The organism is Pseudomonas sp. FG47 (genome assembly GCF_057809115.1).
Genome location: NZ_JBMDJI010000006.1, coordinates 76062 through 90934 on the forward strand (window position 1 = coordinate 76062; position 14873 = coordinate 90934).

At 64.7% G+C, this 14873-nt stretch carries 16 protein-coding genes and 1 CRISPR repeat array; of the genes, 8 read left to right on the top strand and 8 right to left on the bottom strand.

Going from position 1 to position 14873, the window contains the following annotated elements:
- Positions 1-18: 18 nt before the first annotated feature.
- From csy3 to ACODS5_RS07720, 4 genes are all read left to right on the top strand, one after another.
- Complete coding sequence (csy3, locus tag ACODS5_RS07705; protein ID WP_489108332.1) at positions 19-1044, top strand: type I-F CRISPR-associated protein Csy3; 1026 nt, start codon at positions 19-21, stop codon at positions 1042-1044.
- 3 nt (positions 1045-1047) lie between these two features.
- On the top strand, positions 1048-1611 hold the full coding sequence (gene cas6f, locus ACODS5_RS07710) for a type I-F CRISPR-associated endoribonuclease Cas6/Csy4 (RefSeq protein ID WP_489108333.1): 564 nt from the start codon (positions 1048-1050) through the stop codon (positions 1609-1611).
- A gap of 130 nt (positions 1612-1741) precedes the next feature.
- A CRISPR array of direct repeats spans positions 1742-2430; the repeat unit is 28 nt; unit sequence GTTCACTGCCGTATAGGCAGCTCAGAAA.
- An 81-nt stretch (positions 2431-2511) separates the two neighbouring features.
- A complete protein-coding gene (locus ACODS5_RS07715; protein ID WP_489108334.1) occupies positions 2512-2994 on the top strand; it encodes a GNAT family N-acetyltransferase in 483 nt (160 codons plus the stop codon).
- Between the two features lie 157 nt (positions 2995-3151).
- Complete coding sequence (locus ACODS5_RS07720; protein ID WP_489108335.1) at positions 3152-4048, top strand: bestrophin family protein; 897 nt, start codon at positions 3152-3154, stop codon at positions 4046-4048.
- Between the two features lie 271 nt (positions 4049-4319).
- Here ACODS5_RS07720 and phnE read toward each other — a convergent pair whose 3' ends face one another.
- Genes phnE through ACODS5_RS07740 form a run of 4 tightly spaced genes read right to left on the bottom strand, consistent with a single transcriptional unit; the run spans position 4320 to position 7550 of the window.
- Positions 4320-5087: a phosphonate ABC transporter, permease protein PhnE gene (phnE, locus tag ACODS5_RS07725; RefSeq protein ID WP_489108336.1), complete on the bottom strand. Its 768-nt coding sequence runs from the start codon at positions 5085-5087 to the stop codon at positions 4320-4322.
- Positions 5084-5911 (bottom strand): PhnE/PtxC family ABC transporter permease, encoded by an 828-nt coding sequence (locus tag ACODS5_RS07730; protein ID WP_134690001.1) that lies wholly within the window; start codon positions 5909-5911, stop codon positions 5084-5086. The genes phnE and ACODS5_RS07730 overlap by 4 nt, the downstream gene beginning before the upstream one ends.
- Complete coding sequence (locus ACODS5_RS07735) at positions 5905-6699, bottom strand: phosphonate ABC transporter ATP-binding protein (protein ID WP_489108337.1); 795 nt, start codon at positions 6697-6699, stop codon at positions 5905-5907. The genes ACODS5_RS07730 and ACODS5_RS07735 overlap by 7 nt, the downstream gene beginning before the upstream one ends.
- Positions 6696-7550 (bottom strand): putative selenate ABC transporter substrate-binding protein, encoded by an 855-nt coding sequence (locus ACODS5_RS07740; protein WP_134690003.1) that lies wholly within the window; start codon positions 7548-7550, stop codon positions 6696-6698. Before ACODS5_RS07740 ends, ACODS5_RS07735 begins: the two co-directional genes overlap by 4 nt.
- Before the next feature lie 124 nt (positions 7551-7674).
- Here ACODS5_RS07740 and selD point away from each other — a divergent pair, with 124 nt between their 5' ends.
- Together selD and mnmH are read left to right on the top strand one after the other, a co-directional pair.
- Entirely contained in the window at positions 7675-8709 is a 1035-nt protein-coding gene (selD, locus tag ACODS5_RS07745; RefSeq protein ID WP_489108338.1) for a selenide, water dikinase SelD, read from the top strand.
- Entirely contained in the window at positions 8709-9821 is a 1113-nt protein-coding gene (gene mnmH / locus ACODS5_RS07750; protein WP_134690005.1) for a tRNA 2-selenouridine(34) synthase MnmH, read from the top strand. The genes selD and mnmH overlap by 1 nt, the downstream gene beginning before the upstream one ends.
- Before the next feature lie 3 nt (positions 9822-9824).
- Here the strand turns inward: mnmH and ACODS5_RS07755 are convergent, their stop codons facing one another.
- On the bottom strand, positions 9825-10211 hold the full coding sequence (locus ACODS5_RS07755; RefSeq protein ID WP_134690006.1) for a lysozyme inhibitor LprI family protein: 387 nt from the start codon (positions 10209-10211) through the stop codon (positions 9825-9827).
- 33 nt (positions 10212-10244) lie between these two features.
- Positions 10245-11165, bottom strand: a complete 921-nt coding sequence (locus ACODS5_RS07760) for a LysR family transcriptional regulator (protein ID WP_134690007.1) — start codon at positions 11163-11165, stop codon at positions 10245-10247.
- 91 nt (positions 11166-11256) lie between these two features.
- Between ACODS5_RS07760 and ACODS5_RS07765 the strand changes: the two genes are divergently transcribed.
- On the top strand, positions 11257-11724 hold the full coding sequence (locus ACODS5_RS07765; protein WP_134690008.1) for a DMT family transporter: 468 nt from the start codon (positions 11257-11259) through the stop codon (positions 11722-11724).
- 34 nt (positions 11725-11758) lie between these two features.
- On the opposite strand, the gene ACODS5_RS07770 is transcribed toward ACODS5_RS07765, so the two are convergent.
- Positions 11759-12298: a hypothetical protein gene (locus ACODS5_RS07770; protein WP_489108339.1), complete on the bottom strand. Its 540-nt coding sequence runs from the start codon at positions 12296-12298 to the stop codon at positions 11759-11761.
- Positions 12299-12630: 332 nt separating this feature from the next.
- Between ACODS5_RS07770 and ACODS5_RS07775 the strand changes: the two genes are divergently transcribed.
- On the top strand, positions 12631-14271 hold the full coding sequence (locus ACODS5_RS07775) for an autotransporter domain-containing protein (RefSeq protein ID WP_489108375.1): 1641 nt from the start codon (positions 12631-12633) through the stop codon (positions 14269-14271).
- 25 nt (positions 14272-14296) lie between these two features.
- On the opposite strand, the gene ACODS5_RS07780 is transcribed toward ACODS5_RS07775, so the two are convergent.
- Positions 14297-14860 carry a GNAT family N-acetyltransferase gene (locus ACODS5_RS07780; protein ID WP_134690010.1) on the bottom strand — a complete coding sequence of 188 codons (564 nt, stop codon included), beginning with the start codon at positions 14858-14860 and terminating at the stop codon, positions 14297-14299.
- Between the last annotated feature and the right edge of the window lie 13 nt (positions 14861-14873).

Sequence of the window (14873 nt, forward strand, 5' to 3'; positions counted from 1 at the left end):
TTACAGAAGGATTTGCCAATGACTACCGACCCCCTCAAGACTGCTTCCGTACTGGCTTTCGAACGCAAGCTCGACCCCTCTGACGCGTTGTTCCAGGCCGGTGATTGGAAAGATCGCGACCTTTGGGTACCCATTGCCGTACGCGAGAAGTCCGTGCGCGGCACCATCTCCAACCGCATGAAAACCAAGGACCTGGACCCGGCAAAACTGGACGCCGAAGCACAAAAGCCAAACCTTCAGACCATCGATGTCGCTACCTTGCCCCACGACACAGACACGTTGCAGGTGTCCTTCACCCTGCGTGTACTGGGCAATATCGACCAGCCATCAGCCTGCAACGACGCAGCCTACCGTCACAAACTGCAGGCAACTGTGAAAGGGTATGCCGAGCAGAACGGTTTTGAGGCCCTGGCTTACCGCTATGCCTGCAACCTGGCCAACGCGCGCTTCCTATGGCGCAACCGCATTGGCGCCGAACAGGTTGAAGTGCGGGTCGAGCAGTTGGTTGAAGGCCAACCCAACCAAGCCTGGACCTTCGACGCGTTCAGCCTGTCCCTGCGCCATTTCGACAGCCATGGAGCCAACGCAACAGCGCTCAAGGCACTGGCTGGAGTCATCGGCAACGGGCTGATGGGCGAACAGCACGTGCTGCTTCGGGTCACCGCCTTGGCCCGCCTTGGCGCTGGCCAGGAAGTGTTTCCGTCCCAGGAGCTGATCATGGATCGAAGCCGCGGCGACAAAAGCAAGACCCTGTACACCGTCGGTGGCATCGCTGGGCTCCACTCGCAGAAGGTTGGCAACGCCCTGCGCAGTATCGATACCTGGTACGAGGAAGCCGAGGCCAATGGCCCGATCGCCGTGGAACCCTATGGTTCCGTCACTACCCAAGGCAAGGCCTACCGCCAGCCACGCAACAAGAACAAAGACGACTTCTACTCTCTACTGGACGCCTGGGTACTTAAAGACAAGGTTCCACCTCTGGAACAACAGCATTTCGTCATCGCCACGCTGATCCGCGGCGGTGTGTTCGGTGAGGCGGGCTGAGCCATGGATCACTACCTTGAACTGACGCTGTTACCCGATCCGGAGTTCTCCCAGGCAATGTTGATGAACGCGCTGCTGGCCAAACTCCACCGCGCGTTGCATGACCTGAGGCGAAACGATGTCGGCGTCAGCTTCCCGGAGTACCGTTTGAAACCCCAGAGCCTAGGCACCCGGTTGAGGGTACATGGTTGCATGGAGGCCCTGGAGCATTTGCAGGCAGTGAACTGGCTCAGCGGCATGCATGACCATGCAAAGCTCGCAGGTCCGGAGCCAGTCCCGGATGGAGCCCGCTATCGCAGCTTCGCCCGCGTCCAGGTCGACAGCAGCCCAGAGCGACTGCGCCGCAGGCTGATGAAACGACATGACATCAGTGAAGACGAAGCGCGGCGGCGAATACCGAACCATTTGGCCAAACATTGCAACTTGCCTTATGCCCAGTTGCGGAGCCATTCCAACGGACAAGGGTTCAAACTGTTCATTCAGCAGGGGCCATTGCTAGATCATGCACAGGTAGGGCCGTTTGGTGGGTATGGCTTGAGTGGGGTTGCCACAGTGCCTTGGTTCTGACCCTTTTTCAGGCAAAGGGTGGCCACCTTCGTAAAATCAATGAGTTGCGGAGGTGGCCAGAAAAAGGGTGGATAACTTGGTTTTTACCCTTTTTCTTTACTCATCAATAGGTTGGGAAACATTTGCTCTAGTTCACTGCCGTATAGGCAGCTCAGAAAAACCGGTGATTTTTCGTGTAGGCGGAGGACAACGTTCACTGCCGTATAGGCAGCTCAGAAATGCCACCGCTGGAGCCTGGCCTACGGTGCCGAGTTCACTGCCGTATAGGCAGCTCAGAAATTCGTTACTGTCGATGCGTGGCCGCTTGACCCGTTCACTGCCGTATAGGCAGCTCAGAAAGCTGACTCCTTCACGTAGCCTTGCATCGGCGCGTTCACTGCCGTATAGGCAGCTCAGAAAACGGCGGTGGAGCTGGTCAGGACGACCGTGGCGTTCACTGCCGTATAGGCAGCTCAGAAATAGCAGGTGGATGGCATCGATCGTCAGCCCGGGTTCACTGCCGTATAGGCAGCTCAGAAAACCACCGAAGTGCCTCGCGAGAAATCCCTCGCGTTCACTGCCGTATAGGCAGCTCAGAAATGGTTCCCCATCACCAGGCTGCATCGGAGTGTGTTCACTGCCGTATAGGCAGCTCAGAAATGATGATCCTTGCTAGACCAAGCCTCGAATAGGTTCACTGCCGTATAGGCAGCTCAGAAAATCTGCATGATCTTCCAGGGGATCCCGAGAGCGTTCACTGCCGTATAGGCAGCTCAGAAATCTATTCACTGCCGCGATATGGCGGCCAAGGAGTTCACTGCCGTATAGGCAGCCCTGAGCCGCTGCAAGTCGCTCCGAGTCGGTAGGATAGTGTGTTCTTACACGAACCAAGTTCCGCTCATCCCCACACGGAGCCAGATTATGGAATTACACCACCGCCCCGTCACGCATGCCGATATCCCCGCCCTTTGCTGCTTCCCACAGGGCCCGGACGAACTGTTCTACATGTTCCCCAAGGCCACCTACCCCCTGACGCCCGAACAATTGAGCGACGCCATCGCCCAGCGCAGCGGCTCGACGGTGATCGAGGCCGATGGCGTGCTCGTTGGCTTCGCCAATTTCTACCAGGCCGAACACGGCGGCGTCTGCGCGCTGGGCAACGTGGTGGTGGCGCCGGCCGCACGGGGCAAGGGGGTGGCGCGCTACCTGGTGCAAAGCATGCTCGCCCTGGCCCGCGAACAGTTCGCCGCGCGGGAGCTGTGGGTGTCGTGCTTCAACCACAACACCGCAGGCTTGCTGCTTTATCCACAACTGGGTTTCGTCCCGTTCGCGATCGAACAACGTCGAGCGCCCGATGGCAGCCGGGTGGCGCTGGTGCGGATGAAGCAGATGTGCAACCCATGACCCGGCAGGAGCCAGCGTTGCTGGCGAACAGCACCACCGCCGATTTGCGCGTGGCGTTGGTTCGCCAGCAAGGCTGGCTCCTACACGACGAAACACACCGAACCTTACCCCGCCGCCGGCGTCGGAACCTGCATCCATCGTTTCGAGGTTCCCCCACGTGAAAACCCTCCTCGCCCGCAAGTACCGCCTGGTGGTCAAGACCTTCGGCTACATCGGCTGGTCGCTGTTCTGGCTGCTGATCTGGGACGTGCTGGTCACCATCGACTTCATGCTGTTCTTCAACAGCAAGTTCAGCCTGCCGCTGATCCCGCTGACCTTGCTGGGCTCGGCGCTGGTGGTGCTGGTGAGCTTTCGCAACAGCAGCGCCTACAACCGCTGGTGGGAAGCCCGCACCTTGTGGGGCGCGCTGGTGAACGGCTCGCGCAGCTTTGCCCGCCAAGTGCTGACGCTGATGGACGACCCGGACGATGGGCCGAACCCGGTGAAGGCGACCTTGCTGCGCCGGCATATCGCCTATGTGAACTGCCTGGCGGCGCACCTGAAGGGCGACAAGTGTCCGGACGAACTGATGGCGTTCATCCCGCCCGCCGAGTTCGAGCGGCGCAACCGTTCGAACAACTTCGCCAACGATATTCTCGCAGGCTCGGCGGCGTTGCTGGCCCAGGAGTACCAGGCTGGGCGCCTGGACAGCATTCGCCTGGCGCGACTGGAGTCGACGCTGGTGGATCTGTCCAATGCCCAGGGCGGCATGGAACGCATCGCCAATACACCGCTGCCCTACCCCTACGTGTACTTTCCGCGGCTGTTCATCACCTTGTTCTGCCTGATCGTGCCGGTGGGGCTGGTGGAGTCGCTGGGCTGGTTCACCCCGCTGGCGTCGACGGTGGTGGGCTTCATGCTGCTGGCGATCGAGCGCATCGGCACCGACCTGCAAAGCCCGTTTCGCGCCAGCGAGCACCAGATCCCGATGGATAGCATCTGCGAGACCATCGAGCGCAACCTGGAGTCGATGCAGCGTGGGGAGCAGGTGCCTGCGGCGAACGCCATGCCGTAGCCAGCTTGCTGCCGGTGTTCGCCGGCAAGCCGGCTCCTACGGGGTGTTCGCAGGTTGTGGCGTGTAGGAGCCAGCCTTGCTGGCGAATCCGGCGGCGCGGTGGATGGCACCGGCGCTGCCGGTGTTCGCCGGCAAGGCCGGCTCCTACGGGGGGGGCGGAGGTTGCGGCGTGTAGGAGCCAGCCTTGCTGGCGAACCCGGCAACGCGGTGGATGGCACCGGCGCTGCCGGTGTTTGCCGGCAAGGCCGGCTCCTGCAGGGATAGCGCCTGTCTAGGCCCTCACATACCGCTGGCGCAGCACATCGCTGAACGCATCCACCAGCAACACCAACACCAGCATGGCAATGATCACCGTGCTGGCCTGGGCTTCCTGGAACAGGCTCAGGGTGGTGTAGAGCATCTGCCCCAGGCCGCCCGCTCCGACGAAACCAAGCACGCTGGCCATGCGGATGTTGTTCTCCCAGCGGTACAGGCTGTAGGCCAGCAGTTGCGGCCAAAGGTTGGGCAAGGTGCCGAAACAGAACGCCGCCACTTGGCTGCCGCCCTGCAGGCGAATTGCCGCCGCCGGCTCAGGCGGGGCGTTTTCCAGGGCCTCGGCGAACAGGCGGCCGAGCACGCCGGCGGTATGCAGTGCCAGCGCCAGCGTGCCGGCGTTGGGCCCCAGCCCTGCGGCGAGCACGGTCAGCGCCGCCCACACCAGCTCGGGAATCGCCCGCAGCGCATTGAGCAGCAAACGCGCCGCGCCTTGCAGCGGCCAACCAAATCGCCCTGCCGCCGGCAGCGCCAGCAACATGCCGAGCAGCATCGCCAGCAAGGTGCCGAGCCCGGACATCGCCAGGGTCTCCAGCGCCCCACGGGCCACGGCGCGCAAGTGCTCGAGCGACAGGTCCGGCTGCAGGAAGCGCCCGGCGTACTCCGCCATCTGCCCCAGCCCGCCCTCGCCGACCAGCGCGTGCAGGTCCAGCTCCAGGTAGGCGAACGACGCCACCAGCGCCGCGACGATGCCCAACAGCACCAACAGGTTGATTGCCCGGCTCATGCCAGCCTCCCGCGCAGAAAACGGCTAAGCAGGTCGGCCAGCACCACCAGCACCAGGAACGCCAGCAGCATGCTCGCCACCTGGTCGCCGGCGAACATGCGCATCGACAAATCGATCTGCTGGCCCAGGCCGCCAGCACCGACGAAGCCCATCACCACCGAGGCGCGCACCGCGCACTCCCAGCGGTAGACGGTGTACGACACCACCTCGGCCGCGGCATTGGGCAGGATGCCATAGCAGAAAGCAGCCAAGCGGCCGCTGCCGGCCTGCAACAAGGCATGGGCCGGGCGCTGGTCGACCGACTCGAAGATTTCCGCATAGACCTTGCCGAGCATGCCGCTGTAGGTGATGGCGATGGCCAGCACCCCGGCGGTCGGGCCCAGGCCCACGGCGCGGACGAACAGCAGCGCCCAGACGATCTCCGGCACGCTGCGCAGGAACACCAGCAGGCCGCGCACCGGCAGGCGCAAGGTGCGCGACCAGAACCCCGGGCGCCCGCCGCGGGAGGCTGCGCGCAACGACAGGGCGCGACTGGCCAACAGGCTCGCCGGCACCGCCAGCAGCAAGGCCAGGGCCATGCCGGCAGTGGCCACGGCCAGGGTCTGCAAGGTGGCTTGCCACAGCAGGCCAAGGAAGTCGTGATCGTGAGCCGGCGGCCAGAAGCCACTGACGAAGCTGGCCATCTGTTGCCGGTTTTCCGCCTGCAACAGCACGCCGGGGTTCAGTTCGCTCAACTGCAATCCGGGCCACAGCAGCGCCAGGCACAGCAAGGTCAACAACAGGCGAGGTAGCGCCGCAGGGTCGCGGACAGCGGCGTTCAGCATCGTGGGATCTGCACCGTCAGGGTCGCCCCGGCGGTGACCGGCGACGCCAACTGCTCGTTGGCATACAGCGCATCCAGCAGGCTTTCGGTCACTGCCTCGGCCGGGCAGTCGAAGGCCACCTGCCCTTCGCGGATACCGACGACCCGCGGGAAGTGCGCCAGCGCCAACTCCACCGCGTGCAGGCTGGCGACCAGGGTCACGCCATGGGCCTGGGCATGACGGTTGAGCAGCGCCAGGCTGTGGTCGGCCAGCACCGGGTCCATCGCCGAGACCGGCTCGTCGGCCAGCAGCACCTGCGGGCGCTGGTACAACGCCCGGGCGATGCCGACCCGCTGCAACTGGCCGCCGGACAACTGCCCGCACTGGACGAACAGCTTGTCCGCCAACCCCAGTTCGGCCAGGGCCTGGCGCGCGCCCGGCACATCGCCTGGGTGCAGCAGGTTGAGCAACCCGCGCAGGGTGCTCCACTGCCCCAGGCGCCCGGCCAGCACCGCGGTCACTACCCGCTGGCGCGGCGGCAAGGTCGGCGCCTGGTGCACCAGTGCCACCCGTGCCCGCAGGCGCTGGCGGGCGCGCGCCGACAACGCCCAAGGCTGGGCGTCGAGCAACGTCAGTTGCCCGGCGCTGGGTTGCACGGCGGTGGCCATCAGGTGCAGCAGGCTCGACTTGCCGGCCCCGGACGGGCCGATGATCGCCACCCGCTCACCCTGGTCGATACGCAGATCCACTGTATTCAGGGCCTGGACCTGGCCGTGGCGCAAGCTGGCCCCTTGCAGACGAATAGTCACTTGAGCAGGCCGGCCTCACGCGCGGCTTGCTCGGTGCCCTGGTAGTTCTCCGGCTGGGTCTCGATGAAGCGGCTGGCCGCCTGCAGGTCGAGGATCGCCTTGTCGGCGGGCTTGGCCGGGTCCAGGGCGAGGAAGGCCTGCTTGATCTTGGCCTTGAGCGCCGGGTCCATGTTGCCGCGCACGGTCCAGTTGTAGTCGAAGTAGGTCGGCGTGGTGGCGAACACCTTGACCTTGCTGGTGTCGACCTTGCCGGCATCGACCAGCTTCTGCCACACGCTGGCGTTGAGCACGCCGGCGTCGACCTTGCCTGCGGCAACCCAGGCCACGGTGGCGTCGTGGGCCCCGGAGTAGGCGACGCGGCTGAAGTAACCCTCGGGCTTGATGTTGTCTTGCTTCAACATGAAGTAGCGCGGCATCAGGCTGCCGGAGGTGGACGAGATCGAGCCGAAGGCGAAGGTCTTGCCCTTCAGGTCGGCCAGGCTCTTCACCTCGGGGTTGGCGGTGATGAACTTGGAGGTGAACTGGGCGTCCTGCTCACGCTGCACCAGCGGGGTCGCGGTCGGGTCCTTCAGGTGCACCTGGACGAAGGTGAAGCCACCCAGCCAGGCCATGTCCAGGCGGTTGCTGGCCAGCGACTCGACCACTGCCGGGTAGTCACTCACCGGCACGAACTGCACCTTCATGCCCAGTTGCTGCTCGAGGTATTCACCCAGCGGCTTGAACTTGCGCAGCAGTTCGGTCGGTGCTTCGTCGGGGATGGCGCTGACGCGCAGTACGTCGGCAGCCTGGGCGAAAACGGCGCAGCAGGACAGCGCGAGGCCGGCAGCGAGTGCCAGGGGGCGTTTGAACATGGGGGTTCTCCGGTTCAATAGCGGGGAAGGTGCGGCAAAACGCCGACGCAGTGGAATTATAAGAGGCGCAGGCGCAAAGGCCAGCTTTGCTACAATCGCCCATCACGAAAATCCCGAGGTGCGTATGAGCGAGCCGATTCGTCTGACCCAGTACAGCCACGGCGCCGGCTGTGGCTGCAAGATCTCCCCCAAGGTGCTGGATGTGATCCTCGCCGAGAGCGGCACGCAGGCGCTGGACCCGAAACTCTGGGTCGGCAACGCCTCGCGCGACGACGCCGCGGTCTATGCCCTGGACGACGAGCGCGGCGTGGTCTCGACCACCGACTTCTTCATGCCCATCGTCGACGACCCGTACGACTTCGGGCGCATCGCCGCCACCAATGCCATCAGCGACATCTACGCCATGGGCGGCGACCCGCTGATGGCCATCGCCATCCTCGGCTGGCCGGTCAACGTACTGCCACCTGAGGTGGCCCGCGAAGTGATCCGTGGTGGCCGCGCGGTGTGCGCCGAGGCCGGCATCCCGCTGGCCGGCGGCCACTCCATCGACGCCCCCGAACCGATCTTCGGCCTGGCCGTCACCGGCGTGGTCAGCAAGCGCCACCTCAAGCGCAACGACACCGCCAGCGTCGGCTGCAAGCTGTACCTGACCAAGCCACTGGGCATCGGCATCCTCACCACCGCCGAGAAGAAAGCCAAGCTGCGCGAGCAGGACCAAGGCCTGGCCCGCGACTGGATGTGCACCCTCAACACTCCGGGCAGCCGCTTCGGCAAGCTCGCTGGCGTGCAGGCGATGACCGACGTCACCGGCTTCGGCCTGCTCGGCCACCTGGTCGAGGTCGCCGAAGGCAGCGGCCTGACCGCGCGCTTGCAGTTCGACGCGGTGCCGCGCCTGCCCAGCGTCGACTACTACCTGGCCGAAGGCTGCATCCCCGGCGGCACCCTGCGCAACTACGACAGCTACGGGCATAAGATCGGCGCGCTCAGCGACGATCAGAAGCACCTGCTATGCGATCCGCAAACCAGCGGCGGCCTGCTGGTGGCGGTCACCCCCGAGGACGAGGCCGAATTCCTTGCCGTGGCCCGGGAGCTGGGCCTGGACCTGGCGCCAATCGGCGCGCTGGTCGAGCGACAGAGCCACGCGGTCGAGGTGATCTGATGCGCCCCGACTGCACCGAGCTGAAACAGCTGTTCCTCGACGACGTGCCGCTGATGGATATGCGCGCCCCCGTCGAGTTCGCCAAGGGCGCCTTTCCCGGCGTGGTCAACCTGCCGCTGATGACCGACCAGGAGCGGCAGAAGGTTGGTACCTGCTACAAGCAGCAAGGCCAGGCCGCCGCCATCGCCCTGGGCCACCAACTGGTCAACGGCGCGCTCAAGCAGCAACGCCTGGACGCCTGGGCGGCCTTCGCCCAGGCCCACCCCGACGGCTACCTGTACTGTTTCCGTGGCGGCCTGCGCTCGCAGATCGTCCAGGGTTGGCTCAAGGAAGCCGGCATCCAGTACCCGAAAGTCGTCGGCGGCTACAAGGCCATGCGCACCCTGCTGCTGGAAACCACCCAGCAGGCGGTCGAGCAGTGCGACTTCGTGCTGGTCGGCGGGCTCACCGGCACTGGCAAGACCGACGTGCTGCACCAGCTGGACAACGTGCTCGACCTCGAAGGCCACGCCAACCACCGCGGCTCCAGCTTCGGCAAGCGCGCCACGGCGCAGCCGGCGCAGATCGACTTCGAGAACGCCCTGGCCATCGATGTGCTGAAAAAGCGCCACCGTGGCATCGAGCAGTTCGTGCTCGAGGACGAAGGGCGAATCGTCGGCAGCTGCTCGGTGCCGCTGGAGCTGTACCAGGGCATGCAGCAGTACCCGCTGGTATGGCTGGAAGACAGCTTTGCCAACCGCGTGGAGCGCATCCTGCGCGACTACGTGATCAACCTGTGCGCCGAGTTCGTCGCGGTGCACGGCGAGGAAGAAGGCCGCGGGCTGTTCGCCGAGCGCATGCGCCAGAGCATGGCCAATATCCACAAGCGCCTCGGCGGCGAGCGTTTCCAGCGCTTGTCCGAGCTGCTGGGGCAGGCCCTGGACGAGCAACTGCGCAGTGGCGATGTGAACCTGCACCGCGGCTGGATCGAAGGGCTGCTCAAGGAATACTACGACCCGATGTATGCCTACCAGCGCGAGGCCAAGTCGAGCCGCATCGAGTTCGCCGGGGATGGCGTGGAGGTGCGCGAGTACCTCAAGGCCCGGGCCAGGCGCCAACAGCGCAGCGCTTGACGGTCACTGCCCCGGGCTGAGGATTCGTTCCAGCTCCGCGGCGCGGTCCTTGCTCATGTCCATCTCGCACATCGCCCCTTCGATGCGATAGATGCTGCCGTTGCTCAGCTTGCCATGGAACGCGCAATTGCCGTCGCGGTACTTCATCCAGGTGCGCTGCACCTCGCGCAGGTCCTTCTGCTGCTGGCTGTCGAGCTTGGCCATCAGTTGCTTGTACACCCGGTTCAGACGGTCATCCTGCAGCTTGGTCTCGGCCTGGATGCAGGCGCCCATGGCCAAGGTGCTGGAGGCCTTGTCCATGCACTGGGTGTAGGTGGACGAATAGTCGTCGGCCTGGGCGCAGGCCATCGCCAGCAAGGCACTGGCGCCGAGCAGATAGTGCTTGAACATGGGCATTCCTTTATCGGGTGATCGCGGCACAGACTAGCACCCTGTCGCGCTTTCATTCACACACAAGGCGGCGATCTGCGCGCGCAACCAGCGGTGCCCGGCATCGCCCTCGCGCCGCGGATGCCAGGCCTGGGTGAAGGCGAAAGGTGCAATGGCCAAGGGCGGTGAGAACTGGCGCAAGGCCGGGTCCAGGCGCGCGCCGGCGAGGCTGCGGCGGGCGACGGTGAGGACCAGGTCGGTGCCGGCGATCACGCCCTGGGCCACGCCCCAGTGGGGCAGGGTCAGGGCGATACGGCGACGCTCGCCCAAGGCGCCAAGGGCCAGGTCGATCTCGTTGTCGATACCCGCCCGCACCGCCACCAGCACATGGGGCCGGGCCAACCACTGGGGCAAGTCCAGCCCGCCGCGCGCCGGCAGGCTGGCGCGATCGGCCAGGCAGACGAAGGATTCCTCGAACAGCACCTGCTGGGCCATCTCCTCCGGCAGCTCCGGAAACACCCCCAGCGCCAGGTCCGCCTCGCCATCGATCAACTGCCCGAGCATCGCCTCGCGACTGCCCTGGGCCACCAGCACATCGATGCCCGGCGCTTCGCGGCGCAACAGGCGCATCAACGCCGGCAGCACCACCCGCGCGCCGTAGTCCGACATTGCCAGGCGAAAGGTACGCCGAGCCTTGCCAGGCTCGAATCCGGGGCTGCCAAGCAGGCCATCGAGCTGCTGCAAGGCCTGCTGCAAGGGCTCGCGCAGGGCCTCGGCGCGGGCGCTGAGCTGCAATCGGCCGCCGCGGCGCACCAGCAGCGGGTCGGCGAACAGTTCGCGCAATTGCGCCAGCGCATGGCTGACCGCCGGCTGGCTACGGTGCAGGCGCAGCGCCGCGCGGGAGACATGTTGCTCGCTGAGCAGCGCGTGCAGGGTGAGCAGCAGGTTGAGGTCAATACGGCGTAAATCATCCATGGTACGAATACAGACCGTGCAAAATTCGAATTTCCATCATTGAAATGCATGACTGAGACTAAAGCCACTGTTTTGATCAGGAGTAGACACCATGCCCGCCAGCCTCTTAGCCGCCCTCCCCTTGCTCATCGCCCTGCTCGCCGGGGCCGCCGTGCCGTTTCAGGCCGGCAGCAACGCCGCGCTCGGGCGCCTGCTCGGCCATCCCTTGTGGGCCGCCGGGGTGTCGTTGCTGGTCAGCCTGCTGATGTTGGTGCCGGCCCTGCTGCTGCTGCGCGCGCCTGTGCCGCAGGTGCAGCAACTGGCCCATGCGCCCTGGTGGGCCTGGTTCGGCGGGGTCGCCGGGGTACTCTACATCACTGCCGCGCTGGTGCTGACGCCGCGCCTGGGGGCGGCGGGGTTCATCGTCTGCGTGGTGGCAGGGCAGGTGCTGTCGTCGCTGCTGATCGACCAGTTCGGCCTCATGGGCCTGCCGGAGCGCCCGGTAAACCTGTTGCGACTGGCAGGAGTGGGGATGATCGTGATCGGCATGATCGTGGTGCAGTGGGGCACGGTGCGTTGAGCGCCTGAGGTGGCAACCCTATCGCGGGGCACCCTCACAAGGTCTGCGGCTGCTCCGGCGGCACGATCACCTTGTGCGGCTCGAAGCGCAGCGAGGGCATTTGCGTAGCGGCATACAGCGTGACGCCCAGGGCCGCGATCAGGGCCACGTCGAGCCAGCGCCAGCCCGGCATGTCAGCGGCCGAGCGCGCCCTCCAGCACCACCAGGCCTGCCCTGCGCAGAACACCAGCATCGCCAGCAACCACAGGTAGAACCCTGTGCCGAAACCGGTAAGATCCTGGAAACCGTAGCTTTGATTGTCGGGCAATCGCTCGATGGTGAAGCTGCTGGCCGCCAGGTACAGCGCCGCCAGGCCACAGCCCAGCGCCAGCCGGCGAAAGCGCCGATGGGCCAGGATCGCCAGCGCCAGCAGTGGATTGGCGAACCATTGGTACAAGCCGAAGGCGATACCCCAAGGGCCATAGAGCAGCATCTGCAACGCTGGGATGTGCCGCCCGGCGCCGCTCAGCGCGCCATCGAAGGCCAGGCTTAGCAGGTACAGCGCCAGGCTGCAGGTCAGGTAAAAAGCGGGCACGTTCTGCACCAGGAAACATAGGACAAGCCGCGACCTTAACCCAAGCACCACAGTGTTTCCAAACCGACCCGGCCAGCCTGGCATTCTTGCCAGTATCCAGCTTCCAAAACCAGGCGAATAATCCATCCATGCCACCATGGATCGGGAGTACGCCGCAGCATGCACCCTTACTGGCTTAAACTCCCGCCCATGGTGTTCACCAGCATCCTGGCGGGATTGGCATATGCCACGTCTGCTCAGGCAAGTACGCCCTACGCCAAGGTAGTCGTATTCGGTGACAGCCTGAGTGATGCCGGCCATTTTCGCTACCTGTCCCCCCCGCGCTTCAGACAATAGCCGGTAGATTTACCACCAACCCAGGATGGGTCTGGGCGGAGCATGTTGCCCACCATTACCGAGCCAATGCCGCGACCGACAACACGGGAGGCGATAACTACGCCCAAGGTGGCGCAAGGACCGTCAGCCCCAATGGGGGTCCCGACCCCACCGTGTCACAACTGCACCGGTATCTGTCTTCCCTACCCGCGCCCGTTGGCAGTGATGATCTGTACATGATCTGGAGTGGCACCAACGACATTTTCGCTATCCGACCTGGCGGACAGCCCGAAGCAGCGGTCCTCGAAAAGGCAACACAAGGCATCTCGGGGATGGTCAGCCAGCTCAGTGGCGCGGGCGCACGCTACATCCTGGTGGCAAACATTCCAGACTTGGGGTTGATCCCGTATGCAATACAAACCGAGACGGCCATACCGGGGACACGTGCCGAAATGACCCGCTTGAGCGATACGCTCAACAACCGCCTGTTCACCCGCCTGGCCCAGGCCGGGTATCGAGTGATCCCCTTGGACACCTTTCACCTCCTGCAAGAAGTCGCCGCGGATCCACAAAGCTATGGTTTCAGCCACACGCAAAGCGCTGCATGCCGAAACGCGACCGGGCCACTCACGTCACTGAACTGTACGCCTGCCGACTACAACGCGCCGGGCGCCAATCACTCGTATCTGTTTGCCGATGCCGTTCACCCGACCACGGCTTTTCATCAGCTATTGGGAGACTATGCGCTGTCGATACTGGAGGCGCCACGTCTGCAACAACAGCTCCCCCTGTCTGCGGTCAGTCAGGCAATCCACCAGGCGGACCAGGTTGCCCAGCATCTGGAGCAACGCCCTGCAGCAGGCTGGCATTGGTGGGGAGGGGTGCAGGAAACTGGCCGAGATAACAACTCACCGCATATACAGTCAGCTCCGGCAGGACTGGCCGGTATCGATTGGGTCAACGGCGCGTGGGCAGTGGGGGGATTCGTTGGCGCCGGCCGCGCGCGGGTGGGGTTTGGCCAGGAGCAAGGAGGGTTCACGCAATCCGCCACGACCCTTGGCCTGTCCGGTGGCTGGTACGACGCACGCGCGTGGCTGAATGTACAGGTCAGCTACAGCTGGCTCTCCTATGACGTGCGTCGTCGCGTTCGTCTAGGCCCTGCTGTCCGTGAGCACCAAGGCGATACCACCGGAAGCAATATTGTCGCTGCGATACAGGCGGGCTACGAATGGGGAGAGGAACGCGGCTTGCGCTATGGGCCTCTGCTCGCCTTGACCTCGCAGACGGTCCAGTTGAAAAGCTACCTCGAGGAACCCTTCAGTGCGACCGCGCTTGGCTACCCCAACCAGCACTACGACTACTTGCAAGGACGTGCCGGCCTACAACTGCGCTACGAGGGCGACATGCTGGCCCCCTATGTGCAAATACACTGGAATCACTCATTCAGAAACCTGCCCAAAGCCAAAGCATGGTCTCGAACCCTACCCCAGGTCGGTGAATGGCAGGTCCCTGGCCTGGCTACCAACAACGATCAGGCATCGTTCGCGATCGGGTTGCGCGCGCGCCTGTGGGGCTTGCGTCCCTCCATCGGACTCAGCGCCGAGCAAGGCAACCTCCGTGACCCGGCCCTGTTGCTAGGCATCAGCGGAACACTGTAGAGCCGTTTCACGCACAAGCCACACCTCAGGCAACAGGAGGTTCCAACAGCAACCCGTAAAGCCCCGAGTCAGACAACTCGCCGGCCACGCACCAGCGAGCGCGCAAGGTGCCTTCGAGGACAAACCCCTGGCGCTCCAGGGTACGTGCCGACCCCTGGTTGCGCGGGTCGATTTCCGCCTCCAGACGGCGCAGGTGCAAGGTGTGCGCGAGGTAGTCGATGAAGCAGGTCAGGGCTTCGTCCATGTAGCCACGGCCCTGAGCCGACTTGGCCAGGCAGTAGCCGATCTCGCCACGGCGCGAGCCCTCCTCGAGGTTGAACAGCTGGACCATGCCGATCAGTTCGCCGTTGTCGCGGCGGTACATGCCCAGCTTGAGCAACTGGCCGGCGGCGTAGGCTTCACGGTCGGCGGCCAGGGCGCTTTCGGCCTCGGCCAGGGTCTGCCAGGGGGCGTGGTACCAGTAACGCATGACCTCGGGGTCGGCCATGATGGTCAGCCACTGCTGCGCGTCGCCATGGCGCATGGGGCGCAGTTGCAGGCGTGGGCTATCGAGGCACAGGTCGCTGGGGAAACTGCGGGGGTCGGGCACACCGGGACTCCTG

What these genes read in the sequence shown, in the direction of transcription:
- phnE (WP_489108336.1), bottom strand. Translation starts at nt 5,087, where the DNA reads ATGAGCCGGGCAATCAACCTGTTGGTGCTGTTGGGCATCGTCGCGGCG.
- ACODS5_RS07760 (WP_134690007.1), bottom strand. Translation starts at nt 11,165, where the DNA reads ATGGATGATTTACGCCGTATTGACCTCAACCTGCTGCTCACCCTGCAC.
- selD (WP_489108338.1), top strand. Translation starts at nt 7,675, where the DNA reads ATGAGCGAGCCGATTCGTCTGACCCAGTACAGCCACGGCGCCGGCTGT.
- ACODS5_RS07740 (WP_134690003.1), bottom strand. Translation starts at nt 7,550, where the DNA reads ATGTTCAAACGCCCCCTGGCACTCGCTGCCGGCCTCGCGCTGTCCTGC.
- csy3 (WP_489108332.1), top strand. Translation starts at nt 19, where the DNA reads ATGACTACCGACCCCCTCAAGACTGCTTCCGTACTGGCTTTCGAACGC.
- mnmH (WP_134690005.1), top strand. Translation starts at nt 8,709, where the DNA reads ATGCGCCCCGACTGCACCGAGCTGAAACAGCTGTTCCTCGACGACGTG.
- cas6f (WP_489108333.1), top strand. Translation starts at nt 1,048, where the DNA reads ATGGATCACTACCTTGAACTGACGCTGTTACCCGATCCGGAGTTCTCC.
- ACODS5_RS07755 (WP_134690006.1), bottom strand. Translation starts at nt 10,211, where the DNA reads ATGTTCAAGCACTATCTGCTCGGCGCCAGTGCCTTGCTGGCGATGGCC.
- ACODS5_RS07765 (WP_134690008.1), top strand. Translation starts at nt 11,257, where the DNA reads ATGCCCGCCAGCCTCTTAGCCGCCCTCCCCTTGCTCATCGCCCTGCTC.
- ACODS5_RS07715 (WP_489108334.1), top strand. Translation starts at nt 2,512, where the DNA reads ATGGAATTACACCACCGCCCCGTCACGCATGCCGATATCCCCGCCCTT.
- ACODS5_RS07730 (WP_134690001.1), bottom strand. Translation starts at nt 5,911, where the DNA reads ATGCTGAACGCCGCTGTCCGCGACCCTGCGGCGCTACCTCGCCTGTTG.